The organism is Nonomuraea sp. NPDC049480 (assembly GCF_044465905.1).
In the GTDB taxonomy this organism is placed as follows: Bacteria; Actinomycetota; Actinomycetes; order Streptosporangiales; family Streptosporangiaceae; genus Nonomuraea.
The window spans coordinates 13,710-29,151 of record NZ_JBITMD010000041.1; the positions used below are offsets into that span (position 1 = coordinate 13,710).

Genomic DNA, 15,442 nt, shown 5'->3' on the forward strand with positions numbered 1-15,442 from the left:
GGGACATGAGCGGCGACGTATGTGCATCCACGAATGGTCAGCGGCCATGCCGGCGGGCGATGAACGCCGATCAGGCGTAGGCGGCCGCCGCGCCGCTGAGCTTCAGGCTGCTTGATCATTCATCGCTCGCATGGCGTGCGGTCGCCGAACCGGAGACCTCTCATGTCGGCCTGTGCCCCTGGTTGACTGCCGCGGCGCAATGGGCCGGCCGTATCCAGATCTAGTCGCGGCCTCGGCCGGACAGGTAGTCGCGGACGCGGTCGATCAGCCCCGTGCCCGGAGCCAACAGCTTGTTCAGGGGCGGCCGGTCGGGGGCCGCTGGATGCGGGCGGGTAGGGGCCTTGGCCTTGGCGGACTGGATCTTCTCGCCCAGTTTGAGCAGGTCTTCAGGGGTGGCGTGTTTGGCCAGTGCCGGGAACAGGTTGCTCTCCTCGTCCTGGACATGCGTGGTCACATCCTCGACCAGCCGGCGCACCAGCGTGTCGAAGTCCGCCGCGGCGGCCGGATCCGTCTTCTCCAGCTCCTTGAGAACCCGTTCGACCTCGGCGTGGTCGGAAAGCTCCTTGTCGGCGATCGCGTCGCCGTCCGGAACGTACTGGCGCACCGCCGGATACAGGTGCATCTCCTCAGCCACCGCATGCCGCACCAGCTCGATGGTGACGTCGTCGGCGATCCGCCGGCGCGCTTCCGGATCCGACTCGGCGGTCAGCTCGGCGAACATGTCCTCCACCTCACGATGATCCTGAGTGAGGACGTCGATGACACTACGTCGGTTCTCTGCCATGAGCACTCCCCGCGACGGCAGCCGTTCGGCCCTGGACGGACCGTAACTTCGGCAACTCCGTACCCGGAGGACTCAAAACGTAAGGGCAAGGTGCCGTCAAATGGAGCAGGAACGCCGATCGAATGAAGGCCAGCGCGTCGTGAGCGGCTGGTACGGATGCATCTGCCGCTCGCCGCCGACATCGCCCGGCGCTACCGCTGGCGTGGGGAACCCTTGGACGACCTGCTCCAAGCCGCCTACCTCGGCCTGATGAAGGCCATCGCGGGCTTCGACGCCGGTCTCGGCCACGACTTTCGCGGATATGCGGCCATCACCATGTCGGGAGAGGTCAAACGACACTTCCGGGACCACACGTGGGCGGTCAAGGTGCCGGGCCGCCCGAGAACGGAACATTTTGCTGTTGCGCTTCTATGGCAATCTGACGCAGGAGGAGATCGCCACCGAGCTGGGCATCTCGCAGATGCACGTCTCCCGTATTCTGCGCGCCGTCCTTGAGCGGCTTCGCGCGGAACTCGCCAGCTGAACGCGGTCATCGCGAGCGATCAGGCGCTTTCCATCTCCTCCAGGCCCACGGCGGCGCGCAGTTCGGCCACGCCGCTGTGCAGCCGTTGCACCTCCTGATCCTCGGCAACCTGCGTCATCAAGTCGGCCAGGTCATCTGCGATGGCGTTGAGCTTGTGCTGGACGGGTGGTTATTTCATCGCAGGGCTGCGCCGCGACCTCGACGCCGCCCGCGCGGATCTCACGTTACCTACAGCTCCGCCGTGGTCGAGGGGCATGTCGACCGTCGTTGAGAGGGACGGTGGACCATCCGCGACGACGGCGGATCTCGAGCCGGGCTCGGCCGTCGTCGCCTGGGTGAGGTGCGCATCCGCGTACTAAGGCAAGCCCTGGGTCTGAGCGGTGTGAAGCGCCGCTGAAGCATGGCAAGCTGGGCTCCACCCCCTGGTCGCCTGGATCACGGGATTCCACCAGTGTCTCCCACCTGATGCTGCCTGGGTCGCGGAAAGGCGGGGGAAGGCCGATGAGCCAATGCCAGTGCAGAACACCGCGGCGCCTCAAGGCGGGGAGTCGTCCGGCCTCGAAAGGATGCTCACCGGGCTGCTGGAGGCCACCCACCTCGCTACCTTTGAGCAGATTCCAACCTTGGTGGCCGAACACGCTGCCATGGCCGGCCTCGACGACGTGCTGATCTACCTGGCGGATCTGCAGCAGACGGTCTTACGCCGGTTGACCGGCCACGGCCTGGACGCCGGCCAAGATGGCAGCGATGCCGACAACGAACTGCGCATCGACGGCACGCTGGCCGGACGGGCCTTTCAGGAGAGCCGCATCCTGGGCAAGAAGAACGGCCAGGGCAACGGGGATGACACGGAGCCTGTGGAGCACTCGTGGGTGCCTGTGCTGGACGGCACCGAACGCATTGGGGTGCTGCGGGTCAGCGCCGCGGGCGACGAGCAGGAGATCGGCGCCAACGCGCGTCACCTGGCCTCGATGGTGGCGTTGATGGTGGTCAGCACGCGAGCCTACAGTGACTCGTATCCCCGGCTGGTGCGCACCCGGCCGATGAACGTGGCCGCGGAGATGCAGTGGAACCTGATGCCGCCGCTGACCTGTGCCACACCGCAGATCGTGATCGGCGCGGTGCTGGAGCCGGCTTATGAGATCGGCGGGGACGCCTTCGACTACTCCGTGGCCGACGGCGTCGCGCACCTGGCCGTCTTCGACGCCATGGGCCATGACGTCTCGGCGGGGTTGACCGCCAACCTCGCGATGGCCGCCTGCCGCAACCACCGCCGCCAGGGCGCCGACCTGGTCACCAACAGCACAATGATCGAACGGGTGCTGATCGAGGAGTTCGGCCGGGCCACCCGCTTCGTCACCGCCGTCCTGGCCGACCTGGATCTCACCACCGGGGTGCTGAGCTGGGTCAACCGGGGCCATCTCCCGCCCGTGGTGATCCGCGGCGGACGCTGGAGCACCACCCTGGAATGCCCGCCGGCCCACCCTTTGGGGCTGGATCTGGGACTGGAGCCGGTGTTGTGCCGCGAGCAGCTGGAACCGGGTGATCGGGTCCTGCTCTACACCGACGGCATCACCGAAGCACGTAACGCGCGCGGCAGGGAGTTCGGGCTGCACCGCTTCGTCGACTTCGTGATCCGGCACAACGCCGACGGCCTACCGGTGCCGGAAACGCTGCGCCGGCTCGTCCGCAGCGTGCTGGCCTACCACGACGACCAGCTCCAAGACGACGCCACCGTCCTGCTGGCCGAATGGCAACCGGACCGGGAACGCCAGCTAGGCGCTGTGTGACGCTGGTGTCATGCGGCGGCGTCAGCGCTTCCGCGAACGTGACCGAGTTCGTACGTGACGGGGTTCTTGCTCCAGGTGACCATGCTCGGGCGGAAGGTTCCCAGAGCCTTCACGCGGATGCGCGCACGCGTGCCGACCCGCAACTCGTCGATCCCAGCCGCGAGCTTCAACGGGAGCGGGAGCCAGGCGGCCGCTGACGGCGGCCCACAGCCGCCCCACTCCCACCGGCCGCGCCGCCGGCCTTTCGTGTGCGGCAGAGGAGCTCATGGTTTTGATCCTGCTCAGGTGCTCCCGCCCTGGACCACGAGCAGATGACGGGCGGGTCCGGTCGAGGCCCTGCGCAGCCGCGACGAGGACGCGGTCAGTCTGGACGCCGGAACTGGGGCGGGTAAACGGACGGAGGCGTTCGAGGCGCTTCGCGCGGGAGAGACGGAGTTCCTGTTCTGCGCGCCGGAGCAACTCGCCCGCCCCGACGTCATGCACCAGTTGGCGGCCGCGGCCCCTTCGCTCATGGTGGTCGATGAGGCTCATTGCATCTCGGCGTGGGGACATGACTTCCGCCCCGACTACCTGCGGCTCGGATCGGTGGCCCAGGCGCTGGGGCGCCCGGTGATCGCCGCCCTGACGGCCACCGCGGCGCCGCCGGTGCGGGCGGAGATCGCCGAGCGGCTGGACATGCGCGAGCACGTGGAGATCGTTCAGGGCTTCGACCGGCCCAACATCTCGCTCGAGGTACGCCGGATGCTCGACGATCCCGCGGCCGAGATCGTCACCGCGGTTTCCGCGGAACCGATGCCTGGCATCGTCTACACGGCCTCCCGCAAACAGACCGGCCGCCTGAGCGGGCTGCTGACCGAGGCCGGCGTATGCGCGGCGGCCGGTTGATCTGCTTCCGGCACGAGGCCGCAGGGGTCCACGTGCTTCCCCCCGACTACCAGGCGCTGCTGTCCGCGGTGTGCTCCGGCCAGGCTCCGCTGCCGGTCAAGACGATCTGCGAGCAGCTGGAACTGTCAACCGAACCGGGCCAGGTAGAAGGAACCCGGGCCAAGCTGAATCGACTGGCCGAACGGGGCTGGCTGCGCAAGACTCCGGCCGGAGCGTTCGCCCCGCCATCCTGACCGGCATCCTCGAGGGAATCTCCCGCACCCCTGACCGGCGGCGACGTGGCGCGCCCCCGGCAGGGGCATGGCGGTGTGTGAGTACAGCCAAAACACCCGCCGAGGACGCGCCGTCTGCTGTCTACCAGTGCCGCCTGCCGCTGTCCACCAAGACCCTCACCCTGGTCGCCGGCCTGCTCCGCGGCCACCTCAAAGCGATCGGCTCGCGTTGGCGGAAACTGCCGCCCGGCAAGATCGCTCTCATCGTGCTCGCCGTCCTGCGCCACGACCAGCGCCTGGCCGACATGGCCGGCGGCAACAACGTCTCAGCCTCCACCATCCGCCGCTGGCTGCTGGAGGTCATCAACCTGCTCGCCGCGCGCGCCCCGCGCCTGGACCGCGTCCTGAAACAAATCGCCAAGGCCGGTGGGCAGATCGTGCTGCTGGACGGCATCCTGGTGCGTACCCGCCGCCGCACCGGGCAGGCCAACCGCACGAACTACAACGGCAAACACAAGGTCCACGGCCTGCTGTTCCTCGCGCTCACCGATGAGCACGGCAACCTGATCTGGATCTCCTCCGCCAAGCCAGGCCGCTCGAGCGAGATCACCACTGCCCGCCACAACAAGATCACCACCTGGTTGCGTCGCTTCGACCTGGGCGCCCTGGCCGACCTGGGCTTCGTCGGGTTGGAGGACGACCCCGACGATCCGGTGATCGTCACCGGGTTCAAGGCCAGCAAGAACAACCCGCTCACCAAGGCCCAAAAAAACGCGAACCGGCTGTTGAACCGTGAGCGCGCCGCGGTCGAGCACGGCATCGGCGACCTGAAGAACTGGCGGGTACTGACCCGGCTGCGCCTGAACGCCCGTCACGCCACCGCGCTGCTACGCGCCCTGCTGGTGCTCACCCGCCTCGAAGTCACCCGCTGACAGACGATCTACTTCCATGATCTCGCCCCGCCACCACGACGTTCACACCTGATCGCCACCACACCAGCCACATCTACGTGCGAAAACAGGATGGAGCTTTCTCATTGGCGAACTAGTCACTGGCATACAACTGATCAGACAACCCATCGCCCTTGTCTGCCACGCGATCGCGCAACCTGCTGGCTCTACGTTCCGCAGCTGCGCGGCAGCTCACTCCCAGAGGTCCGGCGAGGTCTGACCAACGAGCGTGGAGTTTGCGGGCTTCGTTGATCGCCTCGGCTTCAGCCTTGTCCAGGCTCGCCCTGAGCTCCTGAATAAGGATCAAAATGCGCAGTAATGCTTCAACGTTCGGTGCTGCATCATGAAGATTCAATCGTTCCTCGTCTGCCTTGCGGCATAGAGACAGCTCATTAAGGACATATGTGATGCTGATGGACATGCTGTCCAAATCATCATAACCGAATCGTGGAAGTAGGAGATGATCCGATCTTTGGACCCGTCGATTCAGGTTGTAGACGCTGGTCGGTTTCTTCGGCTCTGCGACAGCTTTCGGCATGGCGACAGTATCGCCGTTGTGGGTGATCATGTCACGTACCTGATGACATGATCATGTGATCAGGTAGAACGCATTACTCCCAAGGCATGCTTAATCGCAACTGGGAGGTCATAATCTCTCCCCGGTCGCCTTTGTGGGCGTCTTGTGTGAGACTCTCCCCCCTTCTAGTCTGACTTTGCCCGAAAAAACTAACCGAAGAAATCCCGCCATCCACGGGAGTTGTCTCATCTGATCGCTGGCGGGGGAAGGAGTGACTGTGTGAAACGCAGACGCCGACGTCGGAGGGTGCCCAAGCCAGACCGCCGGAACCATGTGGCCCTTGAGGTCGCCAAACTAATACTCTGGACGGTTTGGATCATCATCACCTCCGACAAGAAGTAGGGAAGGGTCCCCTGCCGGCGAACCACTCGCACTTGTGCGGGCAGGGGACCCTTTCCCTCACGAGTTTACGTCGCAGGCGTAGAATCGGAAGGCTTTTCGCGCTTTAGCCTTTATACTTGGGAGAAGGAGTCACACCGGAGGGGGAAACTTCTCTACCTCCCATCCTTCCCTGTGTCGCCGCAGCACTCTCATCGGGAGCTGGCAAACCGATATTTGGCCCACGCGTTAGTATCAATGCCCTGACACCCTTCGGTGCAAGCTGCTGCTCTGGATCGCCGCGCCCCTGCGGGCTTCGACTGGTCGAGCTGGTCGAATAGCTGTGCCTTTGAAGGAGCAGCGATGCCTTGGTGAAGCCTTTCGGAGGCTCAAACCTGGAGAAAAGGCTGAAAACGGTATCAAAGCAGGGCGAATCGCTTATCAGTCAAAGTCGAACGAGGTTTTGAGTTCACGGAATTAGTTCTGTGAGCTGGACGCTGGCGGTCTCGTCGTGGGCAGGTGCCCGATGAGATCTATGTGGCCGGCTACATCGTATGTCTCAAGTGGGAGATCCGGCCGTACCGCTCGTGCTGCTGATCACGACGTCGCCGATGCAGCACACTGCGCGACCTCGCCGCTTTTACCTGCTCAGCCCTCCGGGGCTTGACTCCGCCCGGCCGTCTCTGCACCGGGCGTGATGGGGGGCAGCGGCGGTGCACTGTCGCCGCCGCAACGTGCGCCCGGGCATATGTCACTTTTGTACGAGCAGCAACCAACCGTCAGCTCGGCTGCCGTGGATACCCAGCCGCGACACAGCTCGGGCGCTTCTCCTTCCATGCAGCGTGGAGTAGTGCGGGTGCGGCCTCAGCCGGGCTACCGTCAGCGCGTGGATGCACGCGCAGAGCAGATCGCGCTGTTCCTGGCCGTGCGGAACCTGCCGTACGCCACCGACGGCGCCCACGACGCCAAGACGCTGATGACGGTCGGGCGCGGCGATTGTCTGGCCAAATCCGCCTACCTGATCAAGGGCTTCCAGGCGCTCGGCTATCAGGCCCGGCGGATTCGATGGCCGTATCACCTGCCCGACCGGCCGGCAGAAGGCCAGCTCTTGCCCTCGCGACAGGATGTCCATACCGCCGTTGAAGTCCTCATCGACGGCCGATGGACACTGGTGAACGCCACCCACGATCCGCCCCTTGCCGCCGCCGGACTGGCCGTAGCCGAATGGGACGGCATCGCCGACACAGTTCAGGCCTAGGAACCACGCGGACCGCTGTGGAGGCCGGGGGACGGACCCGAGCCGATGCCGAACGCCGATATCGCCGCCACCGACGACGTCGGCGACGGCGAGCGCTACCGGCAAGCGCTCAACCGCTGGCTGCGCGACGTCCGCGCCGCCCGCGTCGATGAACACGCCAGGCCGGGGGAGTAGCTGATGCGTGCTGTATGAAGACCCGTACCTGGACTCGCCGTGCCGCCGCTTTAGCCGCCGGCCTGGCCGCCGTGCTGGCGCTGGGCATCACTCCTGCGCATGCGGATACCGTGATCCGCAAGCCGCAAGAACCATCACCGCAAGGGGCCATGGTGCTGGCCGACGGCGAATCGGGTCTCAAGCGCCCGGTGTGAGGCGCGGGGGTACATTGTCCCCCTGTCCGGCAGGACGGGGGGACGTTCCGTCTTCATAGCCACTCGCCCAACGGCAGGCAGACGGTCTCGGGGATCGTCGCCCACAGCCGACCCCCGTCGTCGAGGCCGTGGAGGAGGGTATCAGCGGGGTCGCCGAAGAGCGGGCCAGGAGTGGCGAGCAGCTGGTCGACCGCCTCGGTACGAGTTGCGGCGCGGTGCACGACCACGCGCCCGTCGGGGGCCAGGGCCTGCCAGTGGCGGCCAGAGCGATAGACGCAGCCCAGCTCGGTGTCGTCGAAGCCTGACCAGCTACTTCGCTTAAGAACCCCAGATAACGATCGAGGTGGCGTGCCGCCAGCTGGCGGTGTGTGCGCGGCGCCACATGGCCGCAGGCCGGCCCCGCTTCGAGGCGGACCGCAAAGAGCGGGAACGGCGGCGTCCGGTCGGCGTGCCGCAGCGCGCTGCCGGCCGGGCCGCCTCGTGTGCGAGCGCGACCGCCCGCCTTTTCGGTTGACCAGAATCAGCCGGTTCCGATCGGGGAAGGAAATCGGGCGTGGACCACGACAAGGTGACAAAGTTCCTTGAGCGCTTCGTGGCGGATCTGGGCGCGACTGGGGCCGCCGGCTCGGTCGTGATCGGTTACCGGCTCGGCCTCTATCGCGCACTCGCGCAAGGTCCGGCGACGCCCGAGCAGTTCGCCGAGCGGACCAGGTGTCATCCGCGCTACCTCACCGAGTGGTTGCGTGGCCAGGCCGCGGGCGGGTACGTGAGCTACGAACCGGAGACCGGCGAGTTCTCGCTGACCGAGGAGCAGGCGTTCTGCCTGGCAGACCCGAACGGCCCCCACGTATCGGCCGCGTTCCTCCTTGCGCTGGGATATCTGCGCGCCGAGCCGCGGATCACCGAGGCGTTCCGCACCGGCGCCGGCGTCGGCTGGCACGAGCACCACGAGGACGTCTTCGTCGGATGCGACGCGTTCTACCGGCCCGGCTACGCAGCCGAGTTGATCCCGAACTGGATCCCGGCACTGGACGGGGTCGAGGCGAAACTCACCGCCGGAGCTCGGGTGGCCGACCTCGGCTGCGGGCTCGGCTCCTCGACGCTGCTGATCGCCGAAGCGTACCCGCGCGTCACCGTCGTCGGCTCGGACTACCACGCCGAGTCGATCGAGCTGGCCCGCAAGAAGGCCGCCCAGGCCCGGGTCGGCGACCGCGTCACCTTCGAGGTGGCCACCGCGCAGACCTTCAGCGGCGGCGACTATGACTTGGTGATGATGTTCGACTGCCTGCACGACATGGGTGACCCGCTCGGTGCCGCGCGACGCGTGCGGGAGGCGCTGGCTCCGGACGGGACGTGGCTCCTGGTGGAGCCGTTCGCCGCCGACAAGGTCGAGGAGAACTTCAACCCTGTGGGACGGCTCTACTACAGCGGCTCCACGTTCCTGTGCGTGCCCAACAGCCTCTCCCAGCCGGGCGGCTACGCGCTGGGTGCGCAGGCCGGCGAGGCGGCGATCCGGGAGGTGATCACGGATGCGGGCTTCACCCGATTCCGGCGGGTGGCGGAGAGCCCGTTCAACGCGGTCTACGAGGTCCGGCCGTAGGTGTCAGACCGCCAGATCGAGGCGGTAGCCCGCACCGCGGGCTCATGGACGGAACGCGGTCGACCTCGTTGCGGCGGATGCCGTTTCCGTCAAACCCAACGGCGAATGGCGTCGATCGTCGTTTCCGGTGAGATGTTGAAGCAGAAGCGAATTCCGGGAGTCGTGGCCGCCAGAACATTGATCAGCCGTTCGAACAGAAGGGTGTGCTCAGGGCTCATGCGCACACCGCCTCCGATCATGACCAGGCCGAAGGGCCCCTCCCTCAGTCGTTCACGGACGCTCTTTTCTGCCTCGTCCGGGTCGGTACCGACCAGGCACGGCACCGCGTCGATGCCCGCCGCCCGCAGAGCTGCGTTGCCCTGCTCGATTCGTGCGGTGAGCGTCGCCTCGTCGAGGTCGGGAAATCCGGTGTAGTCGATCGTGCTGGGATGCAGCCCGATCGTGAGGATCTTGGTCATGTCCACTCCTACCATGGGACGGGGCCGTCACTGCCGAAGAAGCCTCCCGTCGGCCCGCCGGGGTCCAACGTGGCCAACCTGATGATCGCAGCGGCTCCCGCCGCGACGGTGTGGATACCCGTGTGATGGTTCATGTCGGTGGCGGGGTTGCCCGGATCCGCAGCGTTGACCTTGAACCCGGGCAGCGCCCGGGCGTACTGGGAGACGATCATATTGAGCGCCGCCTTCGACGAGGCATAGTCCAGGCTCAGAAAGCCGTGCTCGGGGCGGGAGGGGTCGCCGGCGTGTGTCAGCGAGGCGAGAGCGCTGGACACCATGACGATGCGGGGCTGCTGCGACCTGCGCAGCAACGGCAGGAACGCGTGTGTGACCCGCACCTGACCGAACACGTTCACCTCGTACAGCGCACGTAGCGCGTCGGCGTCCATGTCGGCCGGATCCAGCAACGGGCCACCGACTCCGGCGTTGTTGACGAGCACGTCCAGGCGATCCACCCGCTCGGCGACGGCCTTCACGGCCGCCGCCACGGACTCGTCCGAGGTCACGTCGAGTTCGACGAACTCCACCTCGAGCCCCTCACCTGCCAGCGTGTCCGCGGCTTCGATGCCGCGTCCCCGGTCCCGCGCGGCCAGGAAGACCTGCCACCCCTGGCCGGCCAGGCGGCGTACGGTCTCCCGGCCCAGCCCCTTGTTCGCTCCGGTGACCAACGCCACCGTCTTCATCTCTGTCATGGAGCCGATCCTCCATGCGCACACCCGGGGCCCACCAGGACCGCTGAGGCATAGGACCTGCGGTACCACCCGGCCGGCGCGATCTACAGGCATGATTGAACAGTGAACCGCGCCGAGCTCGCCGAAATACTCCGCACAGCCCGGGCTCGTGTACGACCGCAGGACGTCGGACTGCCGGCGGGAACGCGTCGCCAGGTGCCGGGTCTGCGCCGAGAGGAACTGGCCATGCTCGCAGGCCTGAGCGTCGATTACGTGGTCCGGCTCGAGCAGGGGCGCGGGCCGCGACCCTCGAGCCAGGTCATCGCCGCATTGGCCCAGGCCCTGCGGCTCGACGACGATGATCGCGACCTGATGTTCCGGCTCGCCGGCCACGAGCCGCCACAGGCCGGGCGCATCGCGATGGTCGTACGGCCGAGCGTGCTCCGGCTGTTGGACCGCATGGCGGATCTGCCCGTGCTGGTGCTCTCGGCCAAGGGCGACGTGCTGGCCTGGAACCCCCTTGGGGCAGCGCTTCAAGGCGACATGTCCGCGTGGCCGCAGCGGCAACGCAATCTCATCTGGCAGCGTTTTCTCGGCAGCAGCCGCTGCCAGGTCGCCGCAGGCCCGGACGAGGACGACGCGGCCGCCCGGGCCTCGGTCGGCACACTGCGGGCCGCGCAGGCGCGTTATCCCGACGACCCCGACCTGGTCCGGCTGATCGCGGAACTACGTCGTGGCAGCACGCGATTCGACGAGCTCTGGCGAGAGGGGCGCTCCTCCCCATGGCGTACCGCGACCAAGAGCATCAGGCATCCCAGCCTGGGCATGATCTCGCTCGACTGCGACACCATGCTGCTCCCGGACGGCCACCAGACCGTGCTCGTGTACTCGGCCGAGCCGGGATCCCCCGGAGCGACAGTCCTCGACATGCTGCGGGTGCTCGGGCTCCAGCAGGTGTGAGGTCCTGCGGACGCGTCCCTGACGCATCGAGGTCAGGCGCTCGCTCCACCAGATCGATACCGCACCGAGATCGGGCGCCGAGCAGCTGGCTGTCCTCCTACCCCCAGCCCGGCCGACCCCCTGAGCTCATGGATCACGCAGGGGGCGGACGCCGGCTCTGTCAGAGGGATCCCGCCAGCTCGATGTGGGGAACGGTGGTCTGGGCGGCCGTCGAGGTCCGGTAGCCGACGGACCAGGTCGCCGAAGTGCCGGGCACGGCGGCGACCGCCTGGGTCACGAGCACGTCGACGTCCGGGGTTGCGGGGCCGGCCACCGCCGTCCAGGTGCCCGACTCGTACCGGAGGTAGCGCGTCGTTCCGGCGAGACCGGGTGAGGAGGGCTGCACGGAGACCCACAGTCCGCCGCCGCCGGCAGCGAGCGAGACGGCTGAGCCGACGATGGCCGGTGCGCCGGCGTCCTGCCAGGAGGTGCCGTCGTAGTGCAGGACGATGGTGGCGAGGTAGGGCCGGGGGCCGCTGAAGACGGCCTTGTGGCCGACGGCCCAGACATCGTCGGCCGACACCGCGTGGACGTCGTACAGGTTCGCCACGTTGTCGGTCCCGTTCGACAATCCGGCGGTCCAAGTCGTGCCGTCCCAGCGCAGGACGATCCCCGCCACCACGCCGGGCGAGGGCGGCACGCCCGCCCCGACCGCCCACACGTCCTGGGCGGTGCGCGCCTCGATCTGCTGGATGGCGCACCTTGCCGCGCATTCTGCGGGGAGCGGGGTCTCGGTCCAGGTGTGGCCGTCGAAGAAAGCCAGCATGGAGAGCGTCGGGGAGCCGTACGTCGCGGACAGCCACAGCCGCCCGTCCGGCAGTGCCGACAGTCCGGTGATCCGCAGTGTCGGGTCGTCGCCTCGTGGCAGGTCATGCCCGGCCCAGACGCTTCCGATCTTGCGTAGCAGCTTCGCCGTGCCCGTGCTCTGGTCGACGCCCGCGGCCCAGGTGCTGCCCGGGGCGGTCGTGACCTCCGTCAGCGTTCCCTGCCAGCCAAGCGAAGGCTGCTTCACCCAGCGCCGCCCGTTCCAGTGCGCGATGTACGGGAGCGATGGCGAGCCCTCGCTGCCCACGGCCCACGCGCTGCGTGCATTCCGCGCCGCGACGTCGGCCAGGGCGGCGGGGGATTGGGCGGGGGGCGCTTGGACGGTCTGCCACGGGGAGTCCGCCGTCTGCGCGTACGACGTGACTGGCGACGCCAGGCCGAGCACGATCGAGACCGGCGCCACGGCAAGCCTTCGGGCCCATGAGCGTGTCATCGTGGAACCTCCTTCCGTCGGCAGCGGATCTCGCTATGGCATCATTTCCCGTCCAAGCAAGCAACCGTTTGGCCGCATCGGTGGCCGGCATGGCGATGCGGGCACACGTACAACCGCGCAGGAAGATGCTGGCGGGGGCGCCCGCGCTGCACCTTCCCGGCGTTGGGAGCGGGGCAGCCCAACTTGGCCCGGGTGGTGGGGCAAGGGACGTGTTCGGGGTGACTCGGGCCACAGCCCGCAACCTCTTCCTACCGCGCCACCCATGCGTGCATCGGGACGTGGTCTGACCACCTGGCCTTGGCGTAGTCGACGAAGCAACCCCGCATGCGGCCGCCGCCGGCGAACAGGTAGTCAATCTTCCGCTTGCGTGTGACGTAGGTCCAGCGGTTGCGCGGGGCGAGGCAGAGCAGCGTCGCGTTGCCGAGCAGTTCGACGCGCTGGGGCCTGAGGAGTGCCGGGCGGTCGCCGCCGCGGTGATGTCACGGCAGCGGCTCGCGCTCCTGCGGGCCGAGTATGGCATCGCCGTGGGAACTGCTGTCTGTTAGAGGGGTTGCGTCCCCGGCGGGACGTGCTCGCCCGGGTGGCCGTCGAGGACTGACGGCGCAGCGCCAGGATCCGGAAAGGTGGACATCGGGCGGTTGGTGAAACCCGTTGATCGCGACTAGGCCGGGGGGTAGCGTCTCTCTGGGCGCACGACAGTGTGTTCGAAATCATCGCTGAAAAACAGCGAGCAGACGGGAGATGCTTATGTTATGTAGAGCCCTCAGTGCATTAGCCGCCGGCCTTCTGCCAGCCGCTCTGATGGCCGCGCCGGCCGCTGCCGCTGACGTCGCCGCCAGCGTCGTGACCAAGCCGCTGGCCTCCACACAGGCGGCCGCAGCGGAGGTCGCGGCGTTCTGGCTCGGCGACGGCGGCGCCAACCTGGCCAACGCCACCCCCTACACCGTGCGGGCCTCCGTCAGCGAGCCCCTCGCGGGCGCCGTAATCACGCCCAGCGGCAAGCCCGGCAGCATCGCGCCGTCGCTTCCTTCCGTCAGCCGTCCGGCGCAACCCGACGGCCCGGCCACTTCGGGCAAGGTGTTCTTCATCGGCGCCGACGGGCAGCCACACTGGTGCACGGGCAGCGCCGTGCACTCGCAGTACCGCAACGTCGTGGCAACCGCGGCGCAGTGCGCGTTCGACACCCAGACCCCTGGCGCCGCACTCGGCAAGTGGGTGTTCGTGCCCCGTTACGCCGCCGGCGCCGCCCCGCTGGGCCTGTACGTCGGCAAGCAGCTCTTCGGCCACCAGGACTTCGACACCGGCCGCGACTTCGACCGCGGCTACGCCTTCGTCAACGTGTACGAGGGCGTCGTCCCCTCCGCCACGGGCGAGCCGACCGGCTACGGCAGGCTGGGCGACAACGTCGGCGGGCAGGGCCTGGCCTGGAACCAGCCGCTCGACTACTCGGTGAACGTCTTCGGCTACCCGGCGGGCCCGCACCCCGACGGCGTGCGGCCATACACCGGGCAGAACCTCAAAATGTCCGTGGGCAGCGTCACGACCACCGCCCACGCCCCCAGCCTGAAGGGCGAGCGACTGCTGCCCGTGCGCTCCTGGTTCACCGGGTACGGCGCGCAAGGCTCCTCCTGGCTGCTGAACTACGACGCGGCCGGCGCCAGAGGTTACCTGAACGGCCTGACCCTCAGCGTCACCGACACCGACGCCAACCTGCGCTACGACACGGCCCTGTCCCCCTACTTCGACGATGAACTGCTCGCGGTCTACTCCGCCGCCGACGCCGTCTGGACCGGCGCGGTCTCCCCCGGGTGATCCCGGCGCCCTGAACCGGAACGGCCACCGCGGGACCGCCTCGCGGTGACCGTTCCCGCGCGGTAGCGTGCGCTCAGCCGCCGCGAATCAGCCGCCGCGAAGACGTTCTGCGCCTGTCACCGAGACGCGTACGCCGTTGACGAGGTCGGCGCTCGCGGCGACACGTGGACGACGTGCTTATAGGGCGGGCCTTCAGAGCGTCGGGCGTGCCGTTGAGGTGGCACCCCTTCTTGGTCCTGGCCGCGCTGGCCGCCGGGATCCCGCGCTGTTCTTACGGTGTGTGATCGTCGAGGGCCCACTTCGTGCACCTCCTCAGGCCTGCGACGCAGCCTGCCGCAACTGCTCGGCTAATTGCTCCAGCTCGGCCAGCGACGTCAACGCTGTCCCAAGCCTGCCGACCAGCCACCAGCTCCGCACCCGATCCGGCAGCGATGAGCGCGGCGCCGGCAGGACGCGCACCTGGCCGTCCTCCAACACCGCCGACATGTACCTGTGCCCACGCGTGACAAACCCCGGCCACTTCAAGGTGAACTCCTCGCACGACACCGTGCTCTGCTGCTGCCCTTCGGCCAGGTCCCGGCGGGCATCCTCGATGTCTGCCTCCGACACCCGCACGACCACCATGTCCTTGCCGTGGCGTTCCACGCGTAGCCACACGCCGGACGCCGGAACCACCTCGTCCGCCGGCAACGCTTGTGCCAACCGCGACAGCTCCTTGAAATCGCCGCGCTCCAGCATGGTGTTCGTCCGATCCATCATCACGCCGGCCACCACGAAAACAACCCCCAAGACGGCGACGACGACCGCCAAGAAGACCGAGACCTTCGCGGCCAGGGCGACCAGCAAGCCGAAAAGCGCGATCGACATCGCGGCACGTAGTGTCACCTGCACGTACCTGTTGTCCACCACTACACCTCACACGCTTCATCCAGCCCTGGGA

At 67.7% G+C, this 15,442-nt stretch carries 18 protein-coding genes and 1 pseudogene; 12 read left to right on the plus strand and 7 right to left on the minus strand.

What is annotated here, in order from left to right; genetic code table 11:
- Window positions 1-220: 220 nt before the first annotated feature.
- Window positions 221-784 (minus strand): hemerythrin domain-containing protein, encoded by a 564-nt coding sequence (locus ACIBX3_RS56325; RefSeq protein WP_397129073.1) that lies wholly within the window; start codon window positions 782-784, stop codon window positions 221-223.
- A 156-nt stretch (window positions 785-940) separates the two neighbouring features.
- Here ACIBX3_RS56325 and ACIBX3_RS56330 point away from each other — a divergent pair.
- The 6 genes and pseudogenes from ACIBX3_RS56330 to ACIBX3_RS56355 all read left to right on the plus strand — a co-directional run.
- Window positions 941-1,090 (plus strand): annotated as a pseudogene (locus ACIBX3_RS56330) (sigma factor); the annotation flags it as partial.
- A 94-nt stretch (window positions 1,091-1,184) separates the two neighbouring features.
- Window positions 1,185-1,307: a sigma factor-like helix-turn-helix DNA-binding protein gene (locus tag ACIBX3_RS56335; RefSeq protein ID WP_397129074.1), complete on the plus strand. Its 123-nt coding sequence runs from the start codon at window positions 1,185-1,187 to the stop codon at window positions 1,305-1,307.
- 509 nt (window positions 1,308-1,816) lie between these two features.
- Entirely contained in the window at window positions 1,817-3,097 is a 1,281-nt protein-coding gene (locus ACIBX3_RS56340; RefSeq protein ID WP_397129075.1) for a PP2C family protein-serine/threonine phosphatase, read from the plus strand.
- A gap of 366 nt (window positions 3,098-3,463) precedes the next feature.
- Window positions 3,464-3,982 carry a DEAD/DEAH box helicase gene (locus tag ACIBX3_RS56345; protein ID WP_397129139.1) on the plus strand — a complete coding sequence of 173 codons (519 nt, stop codon included), beginning with the start codon at window positions 3,464-3,466 and terminating at the stop codon, window positions 3,980-3,982.
- 32 nt (window positions 3,983-4,014) lie between these two features.
- Complete coding sequence (locus tag ACIBX3_RS56350; protein ID WP_397129076.1) at window positions 4,015-4,215, plus strand: hypothetical protein; 201 nt, start codon at window positions 4,015-4,017, stop codon at window positions 4,213-4,215.
- Window positions 4,216-4,292: 77 nt separating this feature from the next.
- The gene (locus ACIBX3_RS56355) at window positions 4,293-5,126 is read left to right on the plus strand and encodes a transposase family protein (RefSeq protein WP_397129077.1); all 834 of its coding nucleotides are present in this window, start codon (window positions 4,293-4,295) and stop codon (window positions 5,124-5,126) included.
- A 112-nt stretch (window positions 5,127-5,238) separates the two neighbouring features.
- Here the strand turns inward: ACIBX3_RS56355 and ACIBX3_RS56360 are convergent, their stop codons facing one another.
- Window positions 5,239-5,712 (minus strand): hypothetical protein, encoded by a 474-nt coding sequence (locus tag ACIBX3_RS56360; protein WP_397129078.1) that lies wholly within the window; start codon window positions 5,710-5,712, stop codon window positions 5,239-5,241.
- 1,213 nt (window positions 5,713-6,925) lie between these two features.
- Here ACIBX3_RS56360 and ACIBX3_RS56365 point away from each other — a divergent pair.
- From ACIBX3_RS56365 to ACIBX3_RS56375, 3 genes are read left to right on the plus strand one after another with little or no spacing between them, the layout of a single operon-like run.
- The gene (locus ACIBX3_RS56365; protein ID WP_397129079.1) at window positions 6,926-7,297 is read left to right on the plus strand and encodes a transglutaminase domain-containing protein; all 372 of its coding nucleotides are present in this window, start codon (window positions 6,926-6,928) and stop codon (window positions 7,295-7,297) included.
- Window positions 7,298-7,342: 45 nt separating this feature from the next.
- Window positions 7,343-7,471, plus strand: a complete 129-nt coding sequence (locus ACIBX3_RS56370) for a hypothetical protein (protein ID WP_397129080.1) — start codon at window positions 7,343-7,345, stop codon at window positions 7,469-7,471.
- Between the two features lie 14 nt (window positions 7,472-7,485).
- A complete protein-coding gene (locus tag ACIBX3_RS56375) occupies window positions 7,486-7,665 on the plus strand; it encodes a hypothetical protein (protein WP_397129081.1) in 180 nt (59 codons plus the stop codon).
- 53 nt (window positions 7,666-7,718) lie between these two features.
- Here the strand turns inward: ACIBX3_RS56375 and ACIBX3_RS56380 are convergent, their stop codons facing one another.
- Window positions 7,719-7,886 (minus strand): hypothetical protein, encoded by a 168-nt coding sequence (locus tag ACIBX3_RS56380; RefSeq protein WP_397129082.1) that lies wholly within the window; start codon window positions 7,884-7,886, stop codon window positions 7,719-7,721.
- Between the two features lie 332 nt (window positions 7,887-8,218).
- Here ACIBX3_RS56380 and ACIBX3_RS56385 point away from each other — a divergent pair, with 332 nt between their 5' ends.
- Window positions 8,219-9,265, plus strand: coding sequence for a class I SAM-dependent methyltransferase (locus ACIBX3_RS56385; RefSeq protein ID WP_397129083.1), 1,047 nt, complete (start codon window positions 8,219-8,221; stop codon window positions 9,263-9,265).
- Between the two features lie 89 nt (window positions 9,266-9,354).
- Here the strand turns inward: ACIBX3_RS56385 and ACIBX3_RS56390 are convergent, their stop codons facing one another.
- Both ACIBX3_RS56390 and ACIBX3_RS56395 read right to left on the minus strand, forming a co-directional pair.
- On the minus strand, window positions 9,355-9,723 hold the full coding sequence (locus tag ACIBX3_RS56390) for a hypothetical protein (protein ID WP_397129084.1): 369 nt from the start codon (window positions 9,721-9,723) through the stop codon (window positions 9,355-9,357).
- An 8-nt stretch (window positions 9,724-9,731) separates the two neighbouring features.
- Window positions 9,732-10,454, minus strand: a complete 723-nt coding sequence (locus ACIBX3_RS56395) for an SDR family NAD(P)-dependent oxidoreductase (RefSeq protein WP_397129085.1) — start codon at window positions 10,452-10,454, stop codon at window positions 9,732-9,734.
- A 102-nt stretch (window positions 10,455-10,556) separates the two neighbouring features.
- On the opposite strand from ACIBX3_RS56395, the gene ACIBX3_RS56400 reads away from it, so the two are divergent.
- Window positions 10,557-11,393, plus strand: a complete 837-nt coding sequence (locus tag ACIBX3_RS56400; RefSeq protein WP_397129086.1) for a helix-turn-helix domain-containing protein — start codon at window positions 10,557-10,559, stop codon at window positions 11,391-11,393.
- Window positions 11,394-11,553: 160 nt separating this feature from the next.
- On the opposite strand, the gene ACIBX3_RS56405 is transcribed toward ACIBX3_RS56400, so the two are convergent.
- On the minus strand, window positions 11,554-12,690 hold the full coding sequence (locus tag ACIBX3_RS56405; protein WP_397129087.1) for a hypothetical protein: 1,137 nt from the start codon (window positions 12,688-12,690) through the stop codon (window positions 11,554-11,556).
- 801 nt (window positions 12,691-13,491) lie between these two features.
- Between ACIBX3_RS56405 and ACIBX3_RS56410 the strand changes: the two genes are divergently transcribed.
- Window positions 13,492-14,502 carry a hypothetical protein gene (locus ACIBX3_RS56410; protein WP_397129088.1) on the plus strand — a complete coding sequence of 337 codons (1,011 nt, stop codon included), beginning with the start codon at window positions 13,492-13,494 and terminating at the stop codon, window positions 14,500-14,502.
- A gap of 312 nt (window positions 14,503-14,814) precedes the next feature.
- On the opposite strand, the gene ACIBX3_RS56415 is transcribed toward ACIBX3_RS56410, so the two are convergent.
- A complete protein-coding gene (locus ACIBX3_RS56415) occupies window positions 14,815-15,408 on the minus strand; it encodes a hypothetical protein (protein WP_397129089.1) in 594 nt (197 codons plus the stop codon).
- Window positions 15,409-15,442 lie beyond the last annotated feature (34 nt).

Excerpts from the sequence above, each read along its gene's own strand:
- ACIBX3_RS56325 (WP_397129073.1), bottom strand. The coding sequence starts at position 784 with ATGGCAGAGAACCGACGTAGTGTCATCGACGTCCTCACTCAGGATCAT.
- ACIBX3_RS56340 (WP_397129075.1), top strand. The coding sequence starts at position 1,817 with ATGCCAGTGCAGAACACCGCGGCGCCTCAAGGCGGGGAGTCGTCCGGC.
- ACIBX3_RS56360 (WP_397129078.1), bottom strand. The coding sequence starts at position 5,712 with ATGATCACCCACAACGGCGATACTGTCGCCATGCCGAAAGCTGTCGCA.
- ACIBX3_RS56370 (WP_397129080.1), top strand. The coding sequence starts at position 7,343 with ATGCCGAACGCCGATATCGCCGCCACCGACGACGTCGGCGACGGCGAG.
- ACIBX3_RS56375 (WP_397129081.1), top strand. The coding sequence starts at position 7,486 with ATGAAGACCCGTACCTGGACTCGCCGTGCCGCCGCTTTAGCCGCCGGC.
- ACIBX3_RS56390 (WP_397129084.1), bottom strand. The coding sequence starts at position 9,723 with ATGACCAAGATCCTCACGATCGGGCTGCATCCCAGCACGATCGACTAC.
- ACIBX3_RS56395 (WP_397129085.1), bottom strand. The coding sequence starts at position 10,454 with ATGACAGAGATGAAGACGGTGGCGTTGGTCACCGGAGCGAACAAGGGG.
- ACIBX3_RS56405 (WP_397129087.1), bottom strand. The coding sequence starts at position 12,690 with ATGACACGCTCATGGGCCCGAAGGCTTGCCGTGGCGCCGGTCTCGATC.
- ACIBX3_RS56410 (WP_397129088.1), top strand. The coding sequence starts at position 13,492 with ATGGCCGCGCCGGCCGCTGCCGCTGACGTCGCCGCCAGCGTCGTGACC.